The 20,700-nt window shown below is 68.6% G+C and carries 18 protein-coding genes; 7 read left to right on the top strand and 11 right to left on the bottom strand.

The window, feature by feature from the left end:
- Positions 1–18: 18 nt before the first annotated feature.
- The 3 genes from GZ998_RS01275 (at position 19) to GZ998_RS01265 (ending at position 2,287) form a co-directional block, all read left to right on the top strand.
- A complete protein-coding gene (locus tag GZ998_RS01275; protein ID WP_162679910.1) occupies positions 19–1,368 on the top strand; it encodes an aminotransferase class V-fold PLP-dependent enzyme in 1,350 nt (449 codons plus the stop codon).
- A 2-nt stretch (positions 1,369–1,370) separates the two neighbouring features.
- Entirely contained in the window at positions 1,371–1,838 is a 468-nt protein-coding gene (sufU, locus tag GZ998_RS01270) for a Fe-S cluster assembly sulfur transfer protein SufU (protein WP_161924211.1), read from the top strand.
- 77 nt (positions 1,839–1,915) lie between these two features.
- On the top strand, positions 1,916–2,287 hold the full coding sequence (locus tag GZ998_RS01265) for a metal-sulfur cluster assembly factor (RefSeq protein WP_219108505.1): 372 nt from the start codon (positions 1,916–1,918) through the stop codon (positions 2,285–2,287).
- Here GZ998_RS01265 and GZ998_RS01260 read toward each other — a convergent pair.
- The 4 genes from GZ998_RS01260 to GZ998_RS01245 all read right to left on the bottom strand — a co-directional run bounded on the left by GZ998_RS01260 (position 2,277) and on the right by GZ998_RS01245 (position 6,518).
- Positions 2,277–3,896: a hypothetical protein gene (locus GZ998_RS01260; RefSeq protein WP_219108504.1), complete on the bottom strand. Its 1,620-nt coding sequence runs from the start codon at positions 3,894–3,896 to the stop codon at positions 2,277–2,279. The two genes, GZ998_RS01265 and GZ998_RS01260, sit on opposite strands and share 11 nt — an antisense overlap.
- Positions 3,893–4,798 carry an ABC transporter ATP-binding protein gene (locus tag GZ998_RS01255; RefSeq protein WP_161925343.1) on the bottom strand — a complete coding sequence of 302 codons (906 nt, stop codon included), beginning with the start codon at positions 4,796–4,798 and terminating at the stop codon, positions 3,893–3,895. The genes GZ998_RS01260 and GZ998_RS01255 overlap by 4 nt, the downstream gene beginning before the upstream one ends.
- Positions 4,799–4,965: 167 nt before the next feature.
- Positions 4,966–5,763 carry a MerR family transcriptional regulator gene (locus GZ998_RS01250; protein WP_161924208.1) on the bottom strand — a complete coding sequence of 266 codons (798 nt, stop codon included), beginning with the start codon at positions 5,761–5,763 and terminating at the stop codon, positions 4,966–4,968.
- 236 nt (positions 5,764–5,999) lie between these two features.
- Positions 6,000–6,518, bottom strand: coding sequence for a flavodoxin domain-containing protein (locus GZ998_RS01245; RefSeq protein WP_161924207.1), 519 nt, complete (start codon positions 6,516–6,518; stop codon positions 6,000–6,002).
- 338 nt (positions 6,519–6,856) lie between these two features.
- Here GZ998_RS01245 and gap point away from each other — a divergent pair, with 338 nt between their 5' ends.
- Positions 6,857–7,867, top strand: a complete 1,011-nt coding sequence (gene gap / locus GZ998_RS01240) for a type I glyceraldehyde-3-phosphate dehydrogenase (protein ID WP_219108502.1) — start codon at positions 6,857–6,859, stop codon at positions 7,865–7,867.
- A 90-nt stretch (positions 7,868–7,957) separates the two neighbouring features.
- Here the strand turns inward: gap and GZ998_RS01235 are convergent, their stop codons facing one another.
- Positions 7,958–8,860, bottom strand: a complete 903-nt coding sequence (locus tag GZ998_RS01235) for a neutral zinc metallopeptidase (RefSeq protein ID WP_161924205.1) — start codon at positions 8,858–8,860, stop codon at positions 7,958–7,960.
- Between the two features lie 195 nt (positions 8,861–9,055).
- Between GZ998_RS01235 and GZ998_RS01230 the strand changes: the two genes are divergently transcribed.
- Positions 9,056–10,105, top strand: coding sequence for a quinone-dependent dihydroorotate dehydrogenase (locus GZ998_RS01230; RefSeq protein WP_161924204.1), 1,050 nt, complete (start codon positions 9,056–9,058; stop codon positions 10,103–10,105).
- Between the two features lie 106 nt (positions 10,106–10,211).
- On the opposite strand, the gene GZ998_RS01225 is transcribed toward GZ998_RS01230, so the two are convergent.
- Positions 10,212–11,219, bottom strand: coding sequence for an aldo/keto reductase family protein (locus GZ998_RS01225; protein WP_219108500.1), 1,008 nt, complete (start codon positions 11,217–11,219; stop codon positions 10,212–10,214).
- A 151-nt stretch (positions 11,220–11,370) separates the two neighbouring features.
- On the bottom strand, positions 11,371–11,982 hold the full coding sequence (locus tag GZ998_RS01220) for a DUF3043 domain-containing protein (RefSeq protein ID WP_374939139.1): 612 nt from the start codon (positions 11,980–11,982) through the stop codon (positions 11,371–11,373).
- Positions 11,983–12,029: 47 nt separating this feature from the next.
- Between GZ998_RS01220 and GZ998_RS01215 the strand changes: the two genes are divergently transcribed.
- Positions 12,030–13,427, top strand: coding sequence for a M20/M25/M40 family metallo-hydrolase (locus tag GZ998_RS01215; protein WP_219108498.1), 1,398 nt, complete (start codon positions 12,030–12,032; stop codon positions 13,425–13,427).
- Positions 13,428–13,494: 67 nt separating this feature from the next.
- Positions 13,495–14,679: a glycerate kinase gene (locus tag GZ998_RS01210; RefSeq protein ID WP_161924201.1), complete on the top strand. Its 1,185-nt coding sequence runs from the start codon at positions 13,495–13,497 to the stop codon at positions 14,677–14,679.
- A gap of 111 nt (positions 14,680–14,790) precedes the next feature.
- Here the strand turns inward: GZ998_RS01210 and GZ998_RS01205 are convergent, their stop codons facing one another.
- From GZ998_RS01205 to GZ998_RS01190, 4 genes are all read right to left on the bottom strand, one after another.
- The gene (locus GZ998_RS01205; protein ID WP_161924200.1) at positions 14,791–15,813 is read right to left on the bottom strand and encodes a LacI family DNA-binding transcriptional regulator; all 1,023 of its coding nucleotides are present in this window, start codon (positions 15,811–15,813) and stop codon (positions 14,791–14,793) included.
- A gap of 86 nt (positions 15,814–15,899) precedes the next feature.
- The gene (locus GZ998_RS01200; RefSeq protein WP_219108496.1) at positions 15,900–17,858 is read right to left on the bottom strand and encodes an alpha-amylase family glycosyl hydrolase; all 1,959 of its coding nucleotides are present in this window, start codon (positions 17,856–17,858) and stop codon (positions 15,900–15,902) included.
- A 38-nt stretch (positions 17,859–17,896) separates the two neighbouring features.
- Positions 17,897–18,832 carry a sugar ABC transporter permease gene (locus tag GZ998_RS01195; RefSeq protein WP_219108494.1) on the bottom strand — a complete coding sequence of 312 codons (936 nt, stop codon included), beginning with the start codon at positions 18,830–18,832 and terminating at the stop codon, positions 17,897–17,899.
- A gap of 25 nt (positions 18,833–18,857) precedes the next feature.
- Positions 18,858–20,492 (bottom strand): ABC transporter permease subunit, encoded by a 1,635-nt coding sequence (locus GZ998_RS01190; protein ID WP_219108492.1) that lies wholly within the window; start codon positions 20,490–20,492, stop codon positions 18,858–18,860.
- Positions 20,493–20,700 lie beyond the last annotated feature (208 nt).

The following is a 20,700-nucleotide window of genomic DNA, read 5'->3' as shown; positions in this document are numbered from 1 at the left end:
ACTCAGGGGGCAAAGCACATGACCGAACCGAACCGGCCTCAGCCGCAGGCGGTGGGTAACCCACTGACCGCGGCCGAGATCGCCTCCTTGCGCGCGGACTTCCCGTACCTGGGGCGGCCCGCCCGCAATGGTGAGGCACTGGCCTACCTGGACTGGGCCGCCACCAGTCAGAAGCCGGCTGCGGTCATTGACGCGGAGGCGGACTTCTATCGCCGCTCCAACGGGGCTGCCGGACGTTCCACCTACCAGCTGGCCGATGAGGCCACGGCTGTGTGGGAGGACGCCCGGGACGCCGTCGCGGAGTTCGTAGGCGCCCGCGGCAGTCAGCTGGTGTTCACCAAGAACGCCACCGAGGCCGTCAACCTGGTGGCGCTGGCCATCGGCCACGCCAGCTTGGGGCGGCCCGCCGAGCGCGGCGGGGCGGCGGCAGCCGCGACCGACGCCGCGGCCCGCCTGCGCGTCGGGGCGGGAGACGAGATTGTGGTGACGGTGGCCGAGCACCACGCCAACCTGGTGCCCTGGCAGGAGCTGGCGGCCCGCACCGGCGCCACCCTGCGCTGGCTGGACCTGACCGAGGACGGACGCATCGATCCGAGCACGGTCTCGGTTATCACCGACCGCACCCGGGTTCTCGCCATGACCCACGCCTCGAATGTGACCGGAGCGATCACGCCGCTGGCGCAGCTCCTGCCCGCCGCCCGCAGCGCCGGCGCCCTGGTGGTGCTGGATACCTGCCAGTCCTCCCCGCACCTGCCCCTGGACTTCGGTGCCCTTTCCGCGGCCGGGGTAGATGCCATGGTGCTCTCCAGCCACAAAATGCTGGGCCCAACCGGGATTGGTGCTCTCGTGGCCACCGAGGAGCTGCTGGACGCGATGCCGCCGGTGCTCACCGGTGGCTCCATGATCGAGACGGTCACCATGGCCTCATCAACCTATATGCCCGGACCCGCACGCTTCGAGGCCGGCAGTCAACCGCTCGCCCAAGCGGCCGGCTGGCATGCAGCCGTCGACTATCTCGCACGAATCGGCATGGACAGGCTGCACGCCTCCGAGCAGCTCTTACTGGAACGCGCCCTGCGGGGCATGAGGGAGGTGCCCGGTCTGCGGATTCTCGGGCCGAGCGGCACTCAGGACCGCCTGGGGGTGGTTGCCTTCGCCCTGGATGGGGTTCACCCCCACGACGTCGGCCAGGTGCTCGACGCCGCCGGCGTGGCGGTGCGTACCGGGCACCACTGCGCCCAGCCGATTCACGCGCACTTCGGGGTGCCCTCATCCTCACGGATATCCTTCGGCCCGGTGACCACGCCCGCGGAGATAGACCGGTTCCTTGAGGCCGTCGCCACAGTCCGCGGCTACTTCCAGAGGTGAACATGAACGAACTTGATCAGCTGTACCAGCAGGTCATCCTCGACCACTCGCGCGAGCGCCACGGCGCGGGTGCCCTGGATGCACCGGACGCCGTCTCCCATCAGGTCAACCCGACCTGCGGAGACGAGGTTACCTTGGGGGTGCGGGTGGTTGACGGGCGCATCGAGTCCGTCGGCTGGGAGGGGGACGGCTGCTCCATCTCACAGGCGTCCATCTCGGTTATGCATGATCTGGTAGATGGCGCGGACTTAGCGACCGTGGCGAGGCTCGAGGCGGAATTCGACGCGCTGATGCACTCGCGCGGGCGCGGCGTCGATCCCGCCGTGCTGGACGAACTGGAGGATGCCGCGGCCTTCGAAGGCGTGTCGAAGTATCCCAACCGGGTCAAATGCGCCTTATTGGGATGGATCGCGCTCAAGGATGCGTTGCTCAAGGCAGGTGAGCCATTGGAAGGAACCCAGGCGGACTGACCGGTTCCGCTCGTCCCGGGACCCGCATCCGTCCTTTTCACTGTTACAGACCCTGAATCACCCATTAGGAGGAGCAAATGAGCCAAACCGCTCAGGAATCCAATCCGATGGCCGCGCAGCAGGCGCCGACCACCGTCGCCGACGTCGATGTGGCGGCCATTGAGGAGGCGCTGCGCGACGTCATCGACCCGGAGCTGGGCATCAATGTCGTGGACCTCGGCCTGCTGTACGGGATATCGATCGAGCCTGACGGCACCATCGTGCTAGACATGACCCTGACGACGGCCGCATGCCCGCTCACTGACATCATTGAGGAGCAGGCTCAGCAGGCACTCGGACTGATCGCCGACAAGGTGCGCGTGCAGTGGGTGTGGCTGCCGCCGTGGGGCCCGGACAAGATCACCCCGGAGGGTCGCGAGCAGCTGCGTGCCCTCGGCTTCAACGTCTGACCCGCGGGCCAGCCGAGCCGGACCGCCGTCCGGAGGTGGTGCGCAGGTCGCGGCTGCGCACCGCCAGTACGCCCGATGCAATCCCGGCCACGCCGCCCAGCAGCAGCCAGGCCGCCGTTGGCTCGGCCGCCTGGGCGAATAGGCCCGCATCCATGACCGACCGGGGCAGGTCCAGGCTGGGCCCGAGCTGGGCGATTCCTAGTCCAACTAGCAGCGGCGCCCACGCCAGCCACCGTAGCCGCGGCCAGGCACCACCCAGTAGCGCGGTGACACCAATGCAGGCCGCTGCGGCGGGCCACTGCCCGGCCATCAGCCGCAGCGCGTCAGCGGCGGTGGTATCCAGCAGCGCGTGTCCCACCAGACCCGCCGCCAGCGCGGCCGCACCGAGCGTGAGCGCCGTCGCCAGCAGAGCGACCAGGCACCAGGCGGCCAGCTGCCGCGCCGACCCGGTGCCGGTGCCGCGCGCCGCCTCAACCAGCCCGGAGCACTCCTCGGCGGCGAAACGCCCGGTCAGCACCACTGCCTGCGCGCAGGCCATGGCAGCCGTCAGCACGCCGACGTAGCCGAGGAATCCCGCGCCTGGATCGCCACCGCCCAGTTGTGAGCCGAGCACGCCCCCGTCCACTGCGCCCTTTCGGGCGAAATCGACCATGTTCTCGCCCATGGCCGTGAGCACTCCAGCGATGGTTGCGGTCGCCACCGCCCACACCAGCAGTTGTATGCCAGACAGCCGCAGTGCCAGTGTCACCGGGCCACGAGCCCGCAGCGGGTGCCGACGTCCGGACCCGATCCGAACCAACCCGGCACCCAGGTCCCGACGATGCGCGGCGGCCGCGGCTGCCGTAAGCAGTACCAGCAGTGCCGCACACACAACCAGCAGTGGACGCCAATCGTTCTCGCCGCCGGGGTCGATGATGCCGCGCAGCGCGAAAGGGGACCAGGCACCGGCCCACGTCCAGCCCTCGGCGGCCCACGCGCCGTGCCCGGCGTACAGCAATCCCAGGGCGGCGAGCCCGACGCCGCGTGCACCGGTGGCGTCGGTGGTCAGCTGCGCAAACAGCAGGGTAAAGGCGCCAATCAGGGCGCAGGTACCGCACACTGCGGCGCCGTAGGCGAGGGCATCCGCGCTGTTCGCCCCGTCTAACGCCGCCAGGCCCGCTCCGGCGCCCACGCCGAGCAGAAGGCAATGAGCGGCGAGCACCAGGCAAGACGCGGCCAATTCGCCGACCGGACCGACGCCGATACCATGCAGCATCTCCGAGCGCCCGCCGTCCTCCTGGGCGCGCGTGACCGCGACCGCGCGCAGCACCACCACGATTCCCAGCAGCAGGCAGGTCAGCGCCCCGAGCTCCCAGACCGCGAGCTGCACTACGGCAGCACTCGCGGGCAGCTCACCGTACAGAGCGGCGGTGGTCTTCGACAGTCTTAACGCTGCCACGGCACGAGCCAGATCCGCGGCCGTGGCGTAAGTGGTCGCATAGCTAGGGGCGAGTAGAGCGGTCAACTGTGCGACCGTCGTCGGCAGGGCCAGCAACCAGGCGCGTTCCTCACGGGTGAGGATGCGGGCGGTGTGCAGGACGTGTCGCATGAGTGCCGGTCGCGTGATCATCGGGCCTGGCCCTCGTAGTGACGCAGGAAGAGGTCCTCCAGGGACGCCGGGGCGCAGGTCAGTCCCTGGGCGCCCGCGGCGATGAGGGCGCTCAGCACATTCGGAACGTCCTCAGCGGGCGCCGATATTCGCGTCACGCCGTCGGCCCCCGCCGGCGGGGCATTGATGCCGCGTGGTAGTTCCGGTGCAGCGCCGTCGGGCAGACGGCAGGTGATCGTCGAGTCGCGCAGGTGCCGCAGCGCGTCCAGTGTGCCGGTCTCCACGGTGCGCCCATCCTTGATAATGGTGACCGCGTCGCACACGCGGTCCACCTCGTCCAGCAGATGGCTGGACAGCAGCACCGTGCGGCCCCCGGCGGCCGCCTGGCGCACACAGGTCTGGAATACCTCCTCCTGAAGCGGGTCGAGTCCGGCGGTGGGCTCATCCAGGACGATTAGTTCGCACGGCGCCGCCAGGGCCGCGATCAGGGCCACCTTCTGTCGATTGCCCTTGGAGTAGCTGCGCACCGGCTTGGACGGATCCAGACTGAATGCCTCGATCAGCTCCGCCTCGCGGCGTCGATCGCGGCGGCCGCGCAGTGCGGCGAAGGCGTCCAGAGTCTGCGCCCCGGTCAGGGCCGGCCACAGCGCCACGTCGCCGGGTACGTAGGCGGTGCGCCGGGTGATGGCGTTCGCAGCGTGCGCCGGGTCGAGTCCCAGCACCCGCACCTCGCCGGCGCTCCGGCGGTACATGCCCAGCAGTACGCGAATCGTGGTGGACTTGCCGGCGCCGTTGGGACCGAGGAAGCCGTGGATCTGACCGCGGCGCACGTTCAGGTCCAGGCCGTCGACGGCGCGCAGGCGTCCAAAGGCCTTGACTAGGCCGCTGATCTCAATGGCGCCCTCGGGGCGGCGGGAGTCCATTGCGGCGGCGGGCCTGGTGGAGGAGTCGATAGTGACGGAGTCGATAGGCGGCATGCGCCCAGGCTCGGGTGTGACGTCGCGTCGCACTCAAGCGTGCCGTGCGGCGCTCGCCCGGCGTGTCGCGGCCCGCTGTCGGGCGACGGGCGGTGTCGGCCGGTACTGCGTGTTCACCGCGCCCGCCAGCGGGCGATCGCCTCGATCAACAGCCTCTCCATCGCCTCCGCCATCCGCGCATACCCCGGTTCCACCGCGGCAATCAGTTGGAACAGGGGGCGGACACTGGCGGTGTCGAAGTCTTCGGCGAGCTCCCGGCAGCGCTGCGGCCCCAGAACCCGTTCGAATCTGGCGATATTGTCCGCCGCGCGCTCCTCGATCTGCGCGTCGCTCAGGCCCGCGGTGTCCCTGCCGTAGGCCGCCAGGGCGTCGGCGTCCTCACCGTCGTCGGGCTCGGGGAAGATCAGTTCGGCAGCGGGAGGCATGCGCCCGCTGTAGCAGGCCACGTCGACCAGGTCGCGCTCGCGGCGCACGGCCGCCCGTGTCCGCTCATCGGGCGCGGCCGCCTCCAGACGGTCGAAGAAGGCCACCATGCGCGGCGGCATCGGGGAGACGGTCAAGCCCTCCTGCGCCCGCTTCAGCAGGCCGATCAGCATGTCCCGCTGCCGCAGCACCCCGTCCAGGTGCTCCTGTACGGCGTACAGTGCTCCCGACAGGTCGGTGATGACGGTTGCCGCGGCATCCGGGCCCTCCTCCTGCTCGGCGGACCGGCCCAGTATGTGTCCGATGGCCTTCAGCGGGACGCCGGCCTGGACCAGCCAGCGGATGCGTGACAGGCGGGCCACATGGCCGAGGTCGTAGTCGCGCCAGCCGCCCCGCTCCTCGGGCACGGGCAGCAGACCCAGCGAGTGGTAATAGCGCACAGTGCGAACGGAGGTGCCGGTGAGCCGGGCTATTTCGGCGACGCGCATGGGAGGGGTCGTGTCTCCTTCGGTTGAGCCGAGGTGTCCTCAGGGCAGGGCGGCGGACGGTTCGGAGGGATCACAGGCGGGGCTCATGGGACCACCGTAGGCGCCTACGACTCCGCTGTCACCGGACCAACAACGGCCGTTCAGCGCCACAGCCTGGTGCTGAGCCAAACCGCGAACCCCAGGACCGGGACGCAGCCGATCAGCGCCACGATCGTCTCCATGCCGATGACGAACAGTTAGGCGATCAGGCCCAACGCCGCCAGAGCACGCCCCCAGGTGCGGGCGGCCGCCTCCTCGCCGTCGGCCAGGGGCCCCGACTGCCCTTGAACCAGGAAGCTCCTGATCGACGGTGCATCCCGGCCCCGCCCGCGCCGCAGGGCCTTGATAATCGCCTTGGCCGCCGAGCCGCTCAGCCAGCTCTTGGAGGTCACCGTGTCAAAGACGGCCGTGGTAAGGACGGCCGGAATGGTGGTGCGCGCCAGCCATTCGCGCATGCCGCTGTTCGGCACGGTCGCACCGGCTTGCTTAAGAGCCTGGGTGCGCGTGGCTGCGGTCGGTAGTCCCCGGTTGTGGGTGGGAGCTCCCAGAATCAGCAGATCGAGCTTCGCGGACAGCGAGGTGGGTGCTTGGACCGCATCAAGGACCCGGGCCTGCGTCCCGGCATCCGTGAGCCCGGCGGCGACGGCCTCGGCGATCGCCCGGGTGTTGCCGAAGCAGGACTCAACGACGATGAGCGCGGTGGGTGCGGTGGGCATGGTTCCTCCCGGTTGCCGGCGGTGCCCCGGGTGGGGCGGACACACCCAGCGTCGGGTGTGACGTCACGTCGCACGCAAGCGGGTACCGGTTGCGATGGCCCGGTTGGGAGCCGCTGGCCGGCCCGGCGGTGAAGAAACTCCGAGTAGGGCCAAGGCTCACGGAACTGTGTGTCGGGAGTTAGGCACTGCCCGCCACCTTGCCAGTGGAGCCGCAGAGGATTCGCAGCTGCACATCGTGGGATGGAGATCGGCGGGCCATAGGGATCTGCCAACCAGCCGCTCGCGGCCACGTCCACGAGCGGTACCGCACCACAACCAACTAACGAGGGAGAACAGATATGACTGTGCGAATCGGAATCAACGGCTTCGGCCGGATCGGCCGCACCTATCTCAGGGCGGCGCTGGCCAACCACGCGGACGTCGAGGTCGTCGCCGTCAACGACCTCACCGACGCCGCCACGCTGGGTGTCCTGCTTGAGTGGGACTCCGTCAGCGGCCGTCTGGAGGACGTGCACGCCGACGGTGAGGCGCTCGTGGTGGGCGGCCGACGCATCGCGGTCTTCTCCGAGCCCGACCCCGCCCATATCCCGTGGGACAGCGTAGGAGCCGATGTGGTCATCGAGTCCACCGGATTCTTCACGGACGGAGCCAAGGCCGCCGCCCACCTGGAGGGCGGGGCCAAGAAGGTGATCGTCTCCGCCCCCGCGAAGGGTGACGTTCCCACCTTCGTCCTGGGCATCAATGACGGCGAGCTCGATGTCCACGCCGCTGACGTCTTCTCCAACGGCTCGTGCACCACCAACTCGCTGGCACCGCTCGCGCAGGTTCTCAACGACCTGGTGGGCATTGAAACCGGACTCATGACCACGGTTCACGCCTACACGGGAGATCAGCGCCTGCACGACGCACCGCACCGCGACCTGCGCCGCGCCCGTGCCGCCGCGGAGTCGATCATCCCGACGTCGTCGGGAGCAGCCAGCGCCATCGGAGTGGTCATTCCCGAACTGGAGGGGCGCCTGACCGGGGCCGCCCTGCGCGTACCGGTTCCCGTCGGCTCAATCACCGACCTGACGATTGTCGCGGGCCGGACCACGTCCGTGGAAGAGGTCAACGCCGCCTTCCGGGAGGCCGCGGAGAACGGCCCGCTGGCCGGGTACATGCAGTACTCCGAGGCGCCCATCGTCTCCCGCGACATCGTCGGCAACCCGCACTCGTTGATATTCGATGCTCCGCTGACCGCCGTCGTCGGCAACGAGGTGAAGGTGTTCGGCTGGTATGACAACGAGTGGGGCTTCTCCAACCGGCTCGTCGAGTTCTCCTACCGGATCGGCTCACAGCTGGCCGCCTGACGGCTCCGGGAGCACTGTCGGCAGCGCCCGATGGAGCCTGACGTCGCCGCGCCCTGCCGGGACCCGTCGTCCACCGGGCGGCGGGTCCCCTCAGAGCTGGGAGCCGGAAACGGCGAAGGTGTTGCACTGCTCCAGGGAGCCGGAGCGCATGCCGGTGGTGAACCAGCGCACCCGCTGCTCGGAGGATCCGTGCGTCCAGGTGTCCGAATCGACGGTGCCGCGGGAGCGCTGCTGAATGTGGTCGTCGCCCACTGACTCGGCCGCCTGAATCGCCGTAGCGATCTCCGCTTCCGTGGGTTCCACCAGGAAGGGTGTGCCGGTCTCGGGGTCAACGGTCGTGGCGGCATAGTGCACCCACACGCCCGCGTAGCAGTCGGCCTGGAGCTCGGTGCGTACTGAGTCGGAGTCTGCGCCGCTGCGGGAGCGGTCGGTTGACCCCATCACGCCGAGCAGGTTCTGGATATGGTGGCCGAACTCGTGGGCGACGATGTACTCCTCCGCCAGTGGGGTGTCCTTTGCGCCGAGTGTGGACTCCATGTCGGAGAAGAAGCTCATGTCCAGGTAGACGTTGGAGTCCCCTGGGCAGTAGAAGGGGCCGACGGCGCTGGTGGCCGAACCGCACGCCGTCGACACGGACTGCCCGTCCCACAGGATGAAGCCCGGCTCGGCGTAGGCGGTGCGGGCCTGGGCAGGCAGCTGCTCACTCCACACCGCATCCAGTGACTCGGCGGTTGCGATCATCCGGCACTGGGTGTGCTGGTTGGCGGACTCGCCGCTGGTGCACATGGACGTGTCGATCACGGAGGTGGAGGAGTCGGGGGCGGTGTCCTGCGCGGCCAGCAGTCCGCTCAGGTCGACGCCGGTGACCTGGGAGAGCAGGAGTACCGCCAGCACTGCCAGCACCGAGCCGCCGCCGATGGCGGCGCCACGGCGACCTCCGGAACGCGTCTGTACCCGGTTGGGGTCGAGTTTGATGTTGCGGTTGAAGGACACGGGGCACCTCGTTGCCGGTCGTCACTGGGGTACGTCGATGGGATCTGCAGGAACCAGGCTAGCGGAGCCCGGCGGCGTCAACGTGAACGCGGGCTACTGCGGTGGGAACTGCTGTGGGAACCGTAATGGGAACTGCAATCACAGCCGTTAGGCACAGCTATGGGGCCCAAGGAGCGGTGCGAGTAGTCTGGTCGCGTGCTGTACGACCTGCTGTACAAGACCGTTCTCACCCGCATCGACCCCGAGGCCATACACGACGCCTGTATGGAGGCAATCGAGGCGACCAGCAAGGTGCCGCTCGTGCGCGACGTCGTCCGGCAGGCCTTTGGGCGCCGCCCTGCCTTCCCCGTGCCGTCGGCCAACCAGGGCGGACCATTCGTGCGCCCCGTCCCCGGCATCCTGGGCCTGGCCGCAGGCATGGACAAGGAGGGACAGGCGGTAGAGGGCATGGACATGCTCGGCTTCGGCTTCGTGGAGGTCGGCACCTTCACCGCCCGTCCGCAGCCGGGCAATGACAAGCCCCGCATGTGGCGTTACCCGACCATCCGGGCGGTCCGCAATCGTATGGGCTTCAACAACTCTGGCGCGGATGAGGCCGCCGCGCGCCTGCGCCGCCTGCGCTCAACGCCGCGCGGCCGCTCTATCGTCGTAGGCGCCAATATTGGCAAGACCAAGACCACGCCCCTGGATCAGGCTGCGCAGGACTACGCCTACTCCGCATCAAAGGTCGCCCGCTGGGTCGACTACCTGGTGGTCAACGTCTCCAGCCCCAATACGCCCGGCCTGCGCTCCCTGCAGGAGGTCCAGGCACTGCGGCCGATCCTCGCCGCTGTGCGTGCTGCCGCGGATGATGCCGCGCACCGCCACGTGCCGCTGCTGGTCAAGATTGCGCCGGACCTCGCCAATGAGGACATCGACGCCGTGGCTGACCTGGTGCTGGACATGAAGCTGGATGGGGTGGTGGCCACCAATACGACCATTGACCACGATCTGGGGGAGGGCGGCCTGTCCGGTGCCCCCCTGCTGCCGCGCTCGCTGCAGGTTGTGCGCCGTCTGCGCGCGCGTATGGGGGAGGGGCCCATAATCATCGGCGTGGGCGGTATCTCATCGGTCATGGACGCCGAGCTCATGCTCGATGCCGGCGCTGACCTGCTACAGGCCTACACGGCATTCATCTACAACGGTCCGGCCTGGCCCGGTCGTATCAACCGTGCCCTGGCAATGGTTCCGCGTCACCTGCGCTGACTCGGCCGCGCCCCGGGCCGGTAGGCACAAGTACTTTCAGACCGAGACCGGTCGAAGCGGCGCTATCCGCCTCGACCGGTCCCGGCACGCTGGTTAGCGGTGCGCGTCAGGCTGGACGCTGCTCGGGGGAGCGGGTCAGGGCCGGGTCGCGCTCGACGACGTCGCCCACAGCCGCATCGATTGCGGCCATCACGTCCTCACCCAGCTTCACACCGGAGGCCTTGACGTTCTCTACGAGCTGCTCCGGGTGCGAGGCTCCCACCAGCGCCGCGGAGATGAAGTCGTGCTGCAGTACCCAGGCGATGGCCAGCTGCGGCATGGACAGTCCGGCGTCGTCGGCAATCGGCTTCAGCTTCTGGACGGCGGTGAGCACGTCGTCGCGCATCCAGCGGCTGATCATCTGCTTGCCGCCCTTCTCGTCGGTGGCGCGCGAGCCGGCCGGCGGCTGCTGCCCGGGCAGGTACTTACCGGACAGGACTCCCTCGGCCATCGGCGACCAGACGATCTGGCCCATGCCGAGCTCGGTTGAGGTCGGCACTACCTTTTCCTCGATGACGCGCCACAGGGCGGAGTACTGCGGCTGGTTGGACACCAGGCGGAAGCCCATTTGGGTGGCGAGCTCCTGGCCGGCCCGGATCTGCTCGGCGGTCCACTCCGAGACGCCGATGTACAGGGCTTTGCCGGCGCGCACCACATCCGCGAAGGCCTGCATGGTCTCCTCCAGCGGGGTGGCGTAGTCGTAGCGGTGCGCCTGGTAGAGGTCGACGTAATCCATGCCCAGGCGCCGCAGCGAGCCGTCGATGCCCTCCATGATGTGCTTGCGGGACAGGCCTACGTCATTGGGGCCCTTGGGGCCGACGGGCCAGTAAACCTTGGTGAAGATCTCCAGGGACTCGCGGCGCTGCCCCTTCAACGCCTGGCCCAGCACCTCCTCTGCCACAGTATTGGCGTACACATCCGCGGTGTCGAAGCTGGTGATGCCCAGGTCGAGTGCGGTGCGCACGCATTCAATTGCGGTGTCCGCCTCCACCTGGGAGCCGTGGGTGAGCCAGTTGCCGTAGGTGATTTCGGTGATCTTGAGTCCGGAATTGCCGAGATGACGGTATGCGACCATGGTCACAGCCTATCGCGCGAGAAGTAGTGTGGCGCAACTATTGGTACGGCGAACACGCACTTTCCCGGTGCCGACGGCCGCAGCACATGTGTTGTGCCGCGACCGGTGCCCGGCCTCTACCAGTCCCGGCTGGGAGGGCGGGCCCGCCGGCTCAGTCGGGGTACTGCCTGCGGGCGACCTGGGGAGCGGGCTGGCGCCAGCGGCGCAGGTTGAAGCACCGGGAGAAGATGTACCAGAAGATCGTGCCCTGCTCCTGGACCTTGTCCCGGCCGAACTTCGCGTACAGGCGCCGTCGCAGCTGCCGCCAGCAGACCACCGCATCCCCGATCGCGATGAACAGGTACAGGTAGATCGCCAGCATGAAGTAGTAGCTGATCAGGGTCTGCTGGGAGGAGAAGCCTATGAACACGATCAGCAGCAACAGGGTCAGCGGCATGAACCACTCGCCCAGGCAGTAGCGGGCGTCAACGTAGTCGCGGATGTACCGCTTGATCGGACCCTTGTCACGCGGCGGCAGGTAGCGCTCGTCCCCGGTCTGCATGGCCTGGCGCTGCCGCTCCCAGGCCTCATCCTGCTTCGCGCGCGCCTCCCGCTTGGCGGCCTTGCGGTCAGCGGGCACGATCGGGTGCAGATTTCGTGCCTGCGCGTCCTTGCGCTTGGGGGTGGGGCGGCCCTTGCCGGACTTCTTAGCGGGTGCGGCCGGTGCGTCGGACGCACGGGCGTCGGCCCGGTCGCGTCTGCCGAAGGGCAGCTTCTCTAACAGACTCACGGGCAACAGGGTAGCGGCTGGAGCGCGCTACCCTGCAACTCATGATTACCGCCCGCGCCGTGCACACCGCCGTCCATGACTCCTTCGAGCGGGTCGTCGCCGACCTGACGGATCTGGTGGCCATCCCCTCAGTCTCCGCCGCTGGGCACGACCCGGCGCAGGTCAGACGCTCCGCCGACCACGTGGCTGCGCTGCTGAGCGACGCCGGAATGGAGGCGAACGTCCTTTCGGTCCAGGGTCCGCAGGGCCCCGGCCGCCCCGCCGTGCTTGCCCACCGGGAGGGGCCGAGCGGCTCCCCCCGGGTGCTGCTGTACGCCCACCACGACGTCCAGCCCGTGGGCAATCCCGATAAGTGGCGGCAAGCAGATCCCTTTGCCGCACAGCGGCGCGGTGAGCGGCTGTTCGGACGGGGCGCCGCCGATGACGGCGCCGGCGTGATCGCACATGTGCACGCGCTGAGGCTGCTGGCTGAGTTGAACAACGGCGAACTGCCCTGCTCGGTGACCGCGTTCATTGAGGGGGAGGAGGAGATCGGCTCTCCCTCCTTCGAGAACTTCCTGAGCACCTATCGGGAGCAGCTGGACGCGGACGTCATCGTGGTGGCCGACTCCTCCAACTGGCGGGTGGGGGTGCCGGCACTGACCACCTCTCTGCGCGGAGTGGTGCAAGTGGATGTGCACCTGGCCGTGCTTGATCATGCACTGCACTCCGGCCAGTATGGGGGGCCGGTGATCGACGCCGTCACCGCCATGTGCCGACTGATCGCCACCCTGCACGACGAGCACGGAGACGTCGCGGTCGATGGGCTGGTTTCTCGCCCCCTGGCTGCGCCCGGCTCCCCGGAGTACTCCGAGTCCGACTTCCGTGCCGACGCCGGCGTCCTGGACGGTGTGGCCCTGGTCGGCACCGGGGACCTGACCGCCCGGCTGTGGACCAAGCCCGCGCTGGCCGTCATCGGCATGGACGTGACTTCCCTGCCGGTGGCGGGCAATGTGCTGGCCCCCACCTGCACCGCGCGCCTGTCCCTGCGTATTGCTCCCGGTCAGGACCCGGCCGCCGCACTCGCGGCCCTGACGACCCACCTCCAGGTGCATGCCCCCTTTGGCGCGCGGGTCACCGTCAGTGCCGGGGAAATGGGCCCCGCCTTTGACGGCACCGCTGACACGCCTGCGGGGAGGGCCGCCCACTGGGCGCTCACCGAGGCCTTCGGTACGGAGGCGGTCAGCATCGGCCAGGGCGGCTCCATCCCGTTCATTGCCACCCTGAAGGAGACCTTCCCCCACGCGCAGGTCCTGGTGACCGGGATCGAGGACCCGGACACCCGCGCCCACAGCGAAGATGAGTCGATGCACCTGGGTGACCTGGAGCGCATCGTGGTGGCGGAGACGCTGCTGCTGGCCCGGCTTGGCGGCGTGATCTCGCCCGAGACGGACTCCTGAGGCAAGCCTCGGGAGCGACCCCCGGATACACCCACAGACACCCAGAGACACGGTGAGGACTAGCCCCATGCGAGTGCTCCTGGCGCCGGGCCCCATGTTTCCAGAGCCCGGTGGCGTTCCCCTGGTCGCGCCCGAGCTGGGCCTGGGCGCCGACGCCGTCGCGCAGGCGATAGCGGCGGGTTGGGCGCAGGCGCGGCCCGCCGACGCCCTGACCCTCCTGCCGCTGCCCGACGGCGGCCCGGGTACCGCTCAGTGCGTCACTGGGGAGCGGATAGCCTCCAGGCGTGTCCTGCACGCACCGGGGCCACTCGGGCAGGTCCGGGAGACCGACCTGGTGAGGCTGGCCACTCCAGAACCGGTGGATGGCCATCGCCGAAACGGTGCCACCTGGCTGCTTGACGCTGCCCGGCTGCTGGCCCTGCCTGCCGACCGCGAGCTGGCCGCGCGCGAGGCGCAGTCCGGGACGACGACGGGGCTCGGGCAGGTCCTGGCCGCGGCCTTGCGGCTTACGGAGCGCGGTGACACGCTCGTGGTGACACTAGCCGCAACCGCAGTGCACGACGGCGGGGCGGGAGCCCTTGAGGGCCTGGGCGGGGTGATGCGGGCCCGCGCTCTGATGGCGGGCCGGGAGCTGGTACTCGCCCTGGCCGATGACACACCGCTGGGAGGCGTCGGGGGTGCCGGCCAGGCACTGAGTGAGGTAAGCGCGATGAGCGGGCAAAGCGCACAGGAGCTGAACCTGAGCGCCTGCGCGGCCGCGGCGCGAATCGCTGAGCAGGCCGGCTCGCTGCGTGGCGGCCTGCTGCCGGTTGCGGGCGGCGGTGGGACAGACCTGTCGGTCACGGCTCGGGGCACTGGCGCTGGCGGGGGAGCGGCACTGGTCCTGCGTGCCCTTGGCGCGCGTGCACTGCCGGGCGCGCGGGTCATGTCACGGCTACTGGGGCTGGAGGAGGCGGTGGCCGGCCAGGATCTGGTTGTGACAGCAGCCGGAGAGCTATTCGACGTGCTTGCCGACTCTGTGGTTGCGGTGGTCGGTGGGGCGGCCGGAGACCTGGCACTGCCTACGGTGCTGGTCGCGGGCCGCCTGGCCGTGCCGCGCGGAGAGCTCGCGGAGGCGGGCGTGGTATCCGCATACCCCCTTCAGGCACCCGGCGTAGCTCAGCGGGAGGCCTGGAATGGCGGCGCCCCGTCCTCCCTGCGCGAGCGCCTGGCCGCCGTCGGCGAGCGGTTGGCCCGCACCTGGTCGCGTTGACGCACTCACATCGCCTGCCATATCGACCGACCTCGGCACGTAAGATCGACCGACCTCGGCGAGGTGGGGCTGGGTGGTGGGAGCTGGGTGAGGCCGGGTCAGGAGACCAGGTCAGGAGACCATGGTGTGCGGGGCCGGGGCCGTGGAGCCGCGCACGATCAGGTCGGGCTTGAACAGCAGCTCCGTGTCGGCCTGATGCTCGCCGGCGATCGCGGACAGCAGCGTGGTTACCGCCGCCCGGCAGATCGCGGCGACGGGCTGGCGCACGGTAGTCAGCGGGGGGTTCATCATGGGGATCAGGGGGGAGTCGTCGTAGCCGATGACGGACACGTCCTGCGGGACGCTCTTGCCTGCGGCGCGTACCCCGGAGATGACGCCGAGCGCCATGATGTCCGAGCCGCATATGATCCCGGTACAGTCCTGCTCCAGCAGTCTGCCGGCGGCGCTGGCACCTCCCTCGTAGGTGTACAGCGTCTCCACAATGCGCAGCGGCTGGTCGGGCAGGTTGGCGCGTATACCGTCCTCGTAGCCGGCGGTCTTGCGCTGTGCGGGCACCATCCGCCCGGGTCCGGTCGCCAGGCCGATGCGGGTGTGGCCCAGGCTGGCCAGGTGGTCTACCGCCATGCGGGCCGCGGCCCGATCGTCGGTGGCGAATCCGGGCACCTTAATGGTGGAGGCGTTGCCATTGACGGTTACCAGGGGCACACCGCGGTCCCGCAGCCGCTGGTAGCGGGTGACGTCGCCGCCGGTGTCGGAGTGGCGGCCGGACACAAAGATGATGCCGGCCACCCCCCGATCCACGAGCATCTCAATGTACTCGTCCTCGCTGGTGCCGCCCGGCGTCTGGGTGCACAGCAGCGGGGTGTGCCCGCTGGGGGCGAGCAGCTGCTCGATCTCCTGGGCGTACAGCGGGAAGATCGGGTTGGTTAGCTCGGGGACGATCAGCCCCACCAGCCCCTTTGAGGTCTGGCGGAGAGACTCCGGGCGCTCGTAGCCCAGCAGGTCGAGGGCGACCAGCACCTGACGTCGGGTCGCTTCGGCCACGTTCGACTTGCCGTTCAGGACACGGGACACGGTCGCCGTGGACACGCCCGCCTGCTCGGCGATGTCGGCGAGGGTGATGCGCTGTTGCACGATACCCATCCTAAGGGGAAACCAACTGATATTGCCGCCACCCGGCGGTACTCGGTACGGGTTGAGACGAGCCATGCATATCGCGCCTAGTGGGTGCAGACCTTTTCAGTGCGCGGAAGCGCCGGCCTCAGCACGACCACGGCCGATCCGGGCCCGGTGGGGCTCACGGTCAGGTGGCCGCCCGCATCGCCGAGCACGGATACGCCTACGCCATCCATCGAATACACCTCATCCACCGCTCCGGCCGGTAGGCAGGACAGCGGCAGGTCCACCGCGGCGGTGCCCGCCCGCGCAACTGTCACCAGCACGTCGCCGTCCGGATGAGTGCGCAGCCATACCAGCAGGTCGTCGTCGGCGTGCACCCAACGCATACCCCCGCGTCGTAGCGCGGGCAGCTCCTGGCGCAGCCGTCCCAGGTGCCGGTAGCGTTCCAGGACGATGCGGTCCACCGGACCCCACGCCCCGGCCGGGCCGAGCTCGTCGGTGGCCTCGGCACCAGGCGGAGCGGCCCACGGCATGGTGGTGCGGGAGTGCTCTCCGGTGCGGCCCGTGGCTCCGAGCTCGTCTCCCGAGAACACGGTTGGCACCCCCGGTACGGTGAACAGGGCGGTTGCCGCCACCAGCTGTGCCTCCCGGGAGCCGACGACGGTGCGGATACGCGGCGTGTCGTGCGAGCCGAGCAAGTTCATCGAATGGGTTATGGATGTGGCCGGCATATGCGCGGTATACTCACGCACCCCGCGGGCGACCGGTCCGCCCTTCAGGCGCGGGATGCCGGTGGGGATACCCAGCCAATTCAGGCCGTCGGCAGGATCGGGGGCGGCCAGCCAGGACCACAGTGGCCGGGTGAAGCCGTGGTAGTTCATCGTGCCTTGCCAGCCGGATCCGGTTAGATCACCGGAGGCGTCGTACCCGTGCTCGGCCACCAGCCACAGCTCGTGCCCGGTGTCCGCCTGCACCTGCCGCATGGTGGTGCGCATGTCCGTTGCTGCCTGGTGGGCCAGGTCCACCAGGCCGGCCCGGCCGGTCATATTTGCGACGTCCGTGCGCCAACCGTCGGCGTTGTACGGCGGGCGCAGCCAGCGTGCCGTCACCGATTCAGGACCCCGCACCAGCCGGTCGCGCATGGCCTGGCTGCGGTGGTCGAGCTTGGGCATCGACTCCACATTCATCCAGGTCGAGTACTGGTCGGGATAGTGGTCGAAGGAGTAGAAGCCGGCCTCGAGGGATTCGGCATCGGTGACGGCCCGCCGGAACCAGTCATGGGTGACACCCGTGTGGTTGGTGGTCAGGTCGAGCACCAGGCGCATGCCGCGTTCGTGCAGCGCCCGAGTCAGCCGGGCCAGTGCCGCGTCGCCGCCCAGGAGGTCATCCACGCGGTCGAAACTGGTGGAGTCGTATCGGTGCACGGATCCCGCCGGGAAGACCGGGGTCAGGTAGACAGTGTTGACGCCCAGGTCTTGTAAGTAGTCCAGGTGGTCGGCGATGCCGTCCAGATCGCCTCCGTACCAGGCTGCCGCGCTGGGATCTCCCGCCAGCGGGGGCTCGGCGAGCCACGCGTGGGGCTGCGCCCAGCCGGGGGCGGTGCGCTCATGCGGCGCGGTGTGGGCGCAGAAGCGGTCCGGGAAGATCTGATAGCACACGGCATCGAGCACCCAGTCGGGCGCGTCGTCGTCGGCCAGGACCCGGAAGTCCGTGGCGTCGGGAACGTCGTGGTCGGATAGGCCAGCGGCGTGGAACCAGACGTAGGGGTGGTCGGAGTCCGGCGTCAGCAGCAGGAACCGGTAGCGGTTGGTGGGGTTGACGAGCCGGACGGGTGCCTCCCACCAGGACCCGGCGTCGGTGCGGGCCACCAGCTGGGCGTTGGACAGGGCGGGCTCGCCGTCGACTACCTGGCGCAGGATGATGCGCTCGGGGTCCCAGGGTGCGGGCACCCACAACCTGGCGGTGAGCTCGGCTCCGGGGCGGCGCGTACCCAGCAGATAGGCCGGCCCGGTGTCGTGGTGCGGCTGACTCAAATAGCGCGTGGTGTTCAGACAGGTCATCGATCAGTTCTTGGTTTGTTCCTCACGGGCGTTGCGGGTCAGCCCTTGACAGCTCCGGCGGTCGCGCCGCCGACGATGTACTTCTGCAGGTACTGGAACAGGGCGATCACCGGCACCATGGTCATGACCGATCCTGCGGCGAAGATGCCGAGGTTGTTAGAGCGGTCGCCGGAGAGCATGCCGTACAGGCCGACGGCGAGGGTCTTCTTGGAGTTGTCGGTCAGGAAGATCGAGCCCAGCAGGAACTCGGAGATGATGCCGACGAAGGCCAGCAGGAAGGTGGTTGCCAGGATCGGCTTCAAGGAGGGCAGCAGAATCCGGTAGAAGACCTGCCAGTGGGTGCAGCCGTCGAGGATGGCGGCCTCGTCGAGCTCCTTGGGAATCGTGTCGAAGGTGCCCTTGATCAGCCATACCTGGCCCAGGGCGCCGCCCATGAGCGCCAGGCAGTAGCCCAGCAGTGTGTTCAAGCCGATGGAGGGCAGCACGTCGCCGATGCCGGAGATCATGTTGTAGATGGCGATCATCGACAGCGTGGTGGGGAACATCATGATCAGCAGCAGGGCCAGCAGGCCGCCGCGGCGCCCCTTGAAGCGGAAGCGGCTGAAGGCGTAAGCGGCCAGCACGGAGAAGAAGATCTGCGCTGCGGCCACGACCGCGCACACGATCATGGTGTTCAGGTACCAGCGCGTGAACGGACCCTTGTTGCCGCTGAGCAGCGTCTGGTAGTTGACCAGGCTGACCCGGGTGGGAATCAGCGAGGTGGAGGCCACGGTCCCCAGGGGGTTCAGGGATGCGGAGATGACGTACAGGATCGGGAAGGCGGCGAATACGAGCGCCAGCACGCCGACGACGTGACGCCAGCCGATCTCCCGGAACCACCGGCCGAAAGGCATCCGGTTCTGTTTCGGCTCCGCTTCCGGGGAAGCGGCGGAACGGGAGGCCGCGCGAGTAGCAGCGGTTTTCGCTTCAGTCATTTTCAATCAGTCCCTTCCGGCGCGCTCAGTTGATGTCCTCGAGGCGGCGGGTTGCAGTGAACTGCGCCGCGGCCAGGACGCCGGTGATGACGAACAGGATGACGGAGACGGCCGAGGCGAAGCCGTAGTCGGCCCCCGACCCGCCGAAGGCTATGCGGTAGACCATCGAGATGAGGATGTCCGTACCGCCGCGTGTGTACTCGCCGGCGGCGAAGGGACCGCCCTCGGTGAGCAGCTGGATGGCGTTGAAGTTGTTGAAGTTGAAGGCGAAGGTGCTCACCAGCAGGGGCGCCACCGAGACCAGCAGCAGTGGGGTAATCACCCGGGTGGTCGTCTGCCAGCCGGAGGCCCCGTCAATGCGGGCCGCCTCCTTCAGGTCATCGGGGATTGACTGCAGGGCGCCGGTGCAGACGATGAACATGTAGGGGAAGCCCATCCACAAGTTGGTCAGCAGCACCGCGACCTTCGCCCAGTTCGGGTCTCCCAGCCAGTTGATGTGCAGGTTCAGCATCTCGTTGATGAGGCCGAAGTCGCGGTTGTAGAAGTTGGACCAGATCAGCAGTGAGATGAAGCCGGGCACTGCGTACGGAAGCAGCAGGAAGGAGCGGTACAGCTTCTTGCCGCGGATGCGGTCGTCATTGAGGGTGAGTGCCAGGAAGTAGCCGAGCAGGAAGGTCAGCAGCATGGAGCCGCCGGCGAAGATCAGGGTCCAGGCGAAGGCGCCGCCCAGCTGCTTGAGCAGGCTCTGATTGCCGAAAAGCCGCTGGAAGTTTGCCAGGCCGATGTTCTGCTTCCAGGACTGGGCGAGCTTGTCTCCGTTGGCGTTGACGAAATAGTCGGAGTTGCCGATCTTCTGCACCGTGTAGACGTCGCCCGTTTGGACATTCGTGATCGAGTCGGCCTCTTCGTCGTACACCATCGTCTTGGTGCCTTCGAAGGCCGAACGCACGCCCTGAACCTTGATGGCGCTGGTGTCGGATACCGACAGGGTCAGGTTGGAGATGGTGTCGTAGGCGGTGTTGATCTGCTTGCCGGTCAGGATGGTGTAGCCGTCGGCGGCGGTGACGAAGCCATCCGTGACCGTCAGGTCCATGCCGCTGGCGGGCTGGACCGTCTCGCCGTCGGCCCCGTAAAGCACCTCGTCGGTTTCGGTGTCCACCAGGAACAGGGTGAAGGGGCCCTCCTCGGCACTACCGGTGGTGGCCACCGACAGGTTGTACAGCGGGGAGTCGGCGGCCTGGATGACGGAGTTGTTGGTGATGGTGGTGATGGCGTCCTCCTTCGTGCCGCGGAAGCCGTCGCCGAAGTTCGTGAAGGCGGTCTGGATCGTCATCACGATCGGGACGATCAGGAAGACCGCCAGGAAGAAGGTGCCGGGGAAAAAATACTTGCCCGGGATGAACCGGTGGGTGGAGTACAGCATGAAGATGGCGATGGTGGCTGCCACCACGATGAACAGCCATAGCCACATCTGGGAGGCGATGAGCAGCGGTACCAGGTAGGCGGCTACGGCCAGGGCGGCGCCGAGGACGAGCACCCGTCCGAGCACGGAGCGGATTGTCGTGGTCCGCTCTCGCGTCGTGCGACGGGAGGATTCGGGGTCATCCGCGCCTGCGGCGGCGCTGTGGGCGCCGCGTTTGTGGGCGGTTGGGGACGTCATTGTCGAAGGACCTTTCACAATGCTGAAAGAGGCTGAAAAGAAAAGACAGGCGTAAGCAGTAATGAAGATGGGCGAAACGGGCAGGGCGAGGGGACGACCGCCTGGGGCGGTCGGTGCAGGCCAGGGGCCGTCGGTCGCTTACGGGCGACGGCCGGGATACTCGGTCATGGTGAGGGCCGGCGGCCTCGCCGCCGGCCCTCGACCGCGG

The organism is Actinomyces sp. 594 (assembly GCF_019325145.1).
Taxonomy (GTDB): Bacteria; Actinomycetota; Actinomycetes; order Actinomycetales; family Actinomycetaceae; genus Actinomyces.
Note: the sequence above shows the minus strand (reverse complement) of the source record. Positions and strands in the feature narration are given on the sequence as shown.

Excerpts from the sequence above, each read along its gene's own strand:
- GZ998_RS01275 (WP_162679910.1), top strand. The coding sequence starts at position 19 with ATGACCGAACCGAACCGGCCTCAGCCGCAGGCGGTGGGTAACCCACTG.
- sufU (WP_161924211.1), top strand. The coding sequence starts at position 1,371 with ATGAACGAACTTGATCAGCTGTACCAGCAGGTCATCCTCGACCACTCG.
- GZ998_RS01265 (WP_219108505.1), top strand. The coding sequence starts at position 1,916 with ATGAGCCAAACCGCTCAGGAATCCAATCCGATGGCCGCGCAGCAGGCG.
- GZ998_RS01260 (WP_219108504.1), bottom strand. The coding sequence starts at position 3,896 with ATGATCACGCGACCGGCACTCATGCGACACGTCCTGCACACCGCCCGC.
- GZ998_RS01255 (WP_161925343.1), bottom strand. The coding sequence starts at position 4,798 with ATGGACTCCCGCCGCCCCGAGGGCGCCATTGAGATCAGCGGCCTAGTC.
- GZ998_RS01250 (WP_161924208.1), bottom strand. The coding sequence starts at position 5,763 with ATGCGCGTCGCCGAAATAGCCCGGCTCACCGGCACCTCCGTTCGCACT.
- GZ998_RS01245 (WP_161924207.1), bottom strand. The coding sequence starts at position 6,518 with ATGCCCACCGCACCCACCGCGCTCATCGTCGTTGAGTCCTGCTTCGGC.
- gap (WP_219108502.1), top strand. The coding sequence starts at position 6,857 with ATGACTGTGCGAATCGGAATCAACGGCTTCGGCCGGATCGGCCGCACC.
- GZ998_RS01225 (WP_219108500.1), bottom strand. The coding sequence starts at position 11,219 with ATGGTCGCATACCGTCATCTCGGCAATTCCGGACTCAAGATCACCGAA.
- GZ998_RS01215 (WP_219108498.1), top strand. The coding sequence starts at position 12,030 with ATGATTACCGCCCGCGCCGTGCACACCGCCGTCCATGACTCCTTCGAG.
- GZ998_RS01210 (WP_161924201.1), top strand. The coding sequence starts at position 13,495 with ATGCGAGTGCTCCTGGCGCCGGGCCCCATGTTTCCAGAGCCCGGTGGC.
- GZ998_RS01200 (WP_219108496.1), bottom strand. The coding sequence starts at position 17,858 with ATGACCTGTCTGAACACCACGCGCTATTTGAGTCAGCCGCACCACGAC.
- GZ998_RS01195 (WP_219108494.1), bottom strand. The coding sequence starts at position 18,832 with ATGACTGAAGCGAAAACCGCTGCTACTCGCGCGGCCTCCCGTTCCGCC.
- GZ998_RS01190 (WP_219108492.1), bottom strand. The coding sequence starts at position 20,492 with ATGACGTCCCCAACCGCCCACAAACGCGGCGCCCACAGCGCCGCCGCA.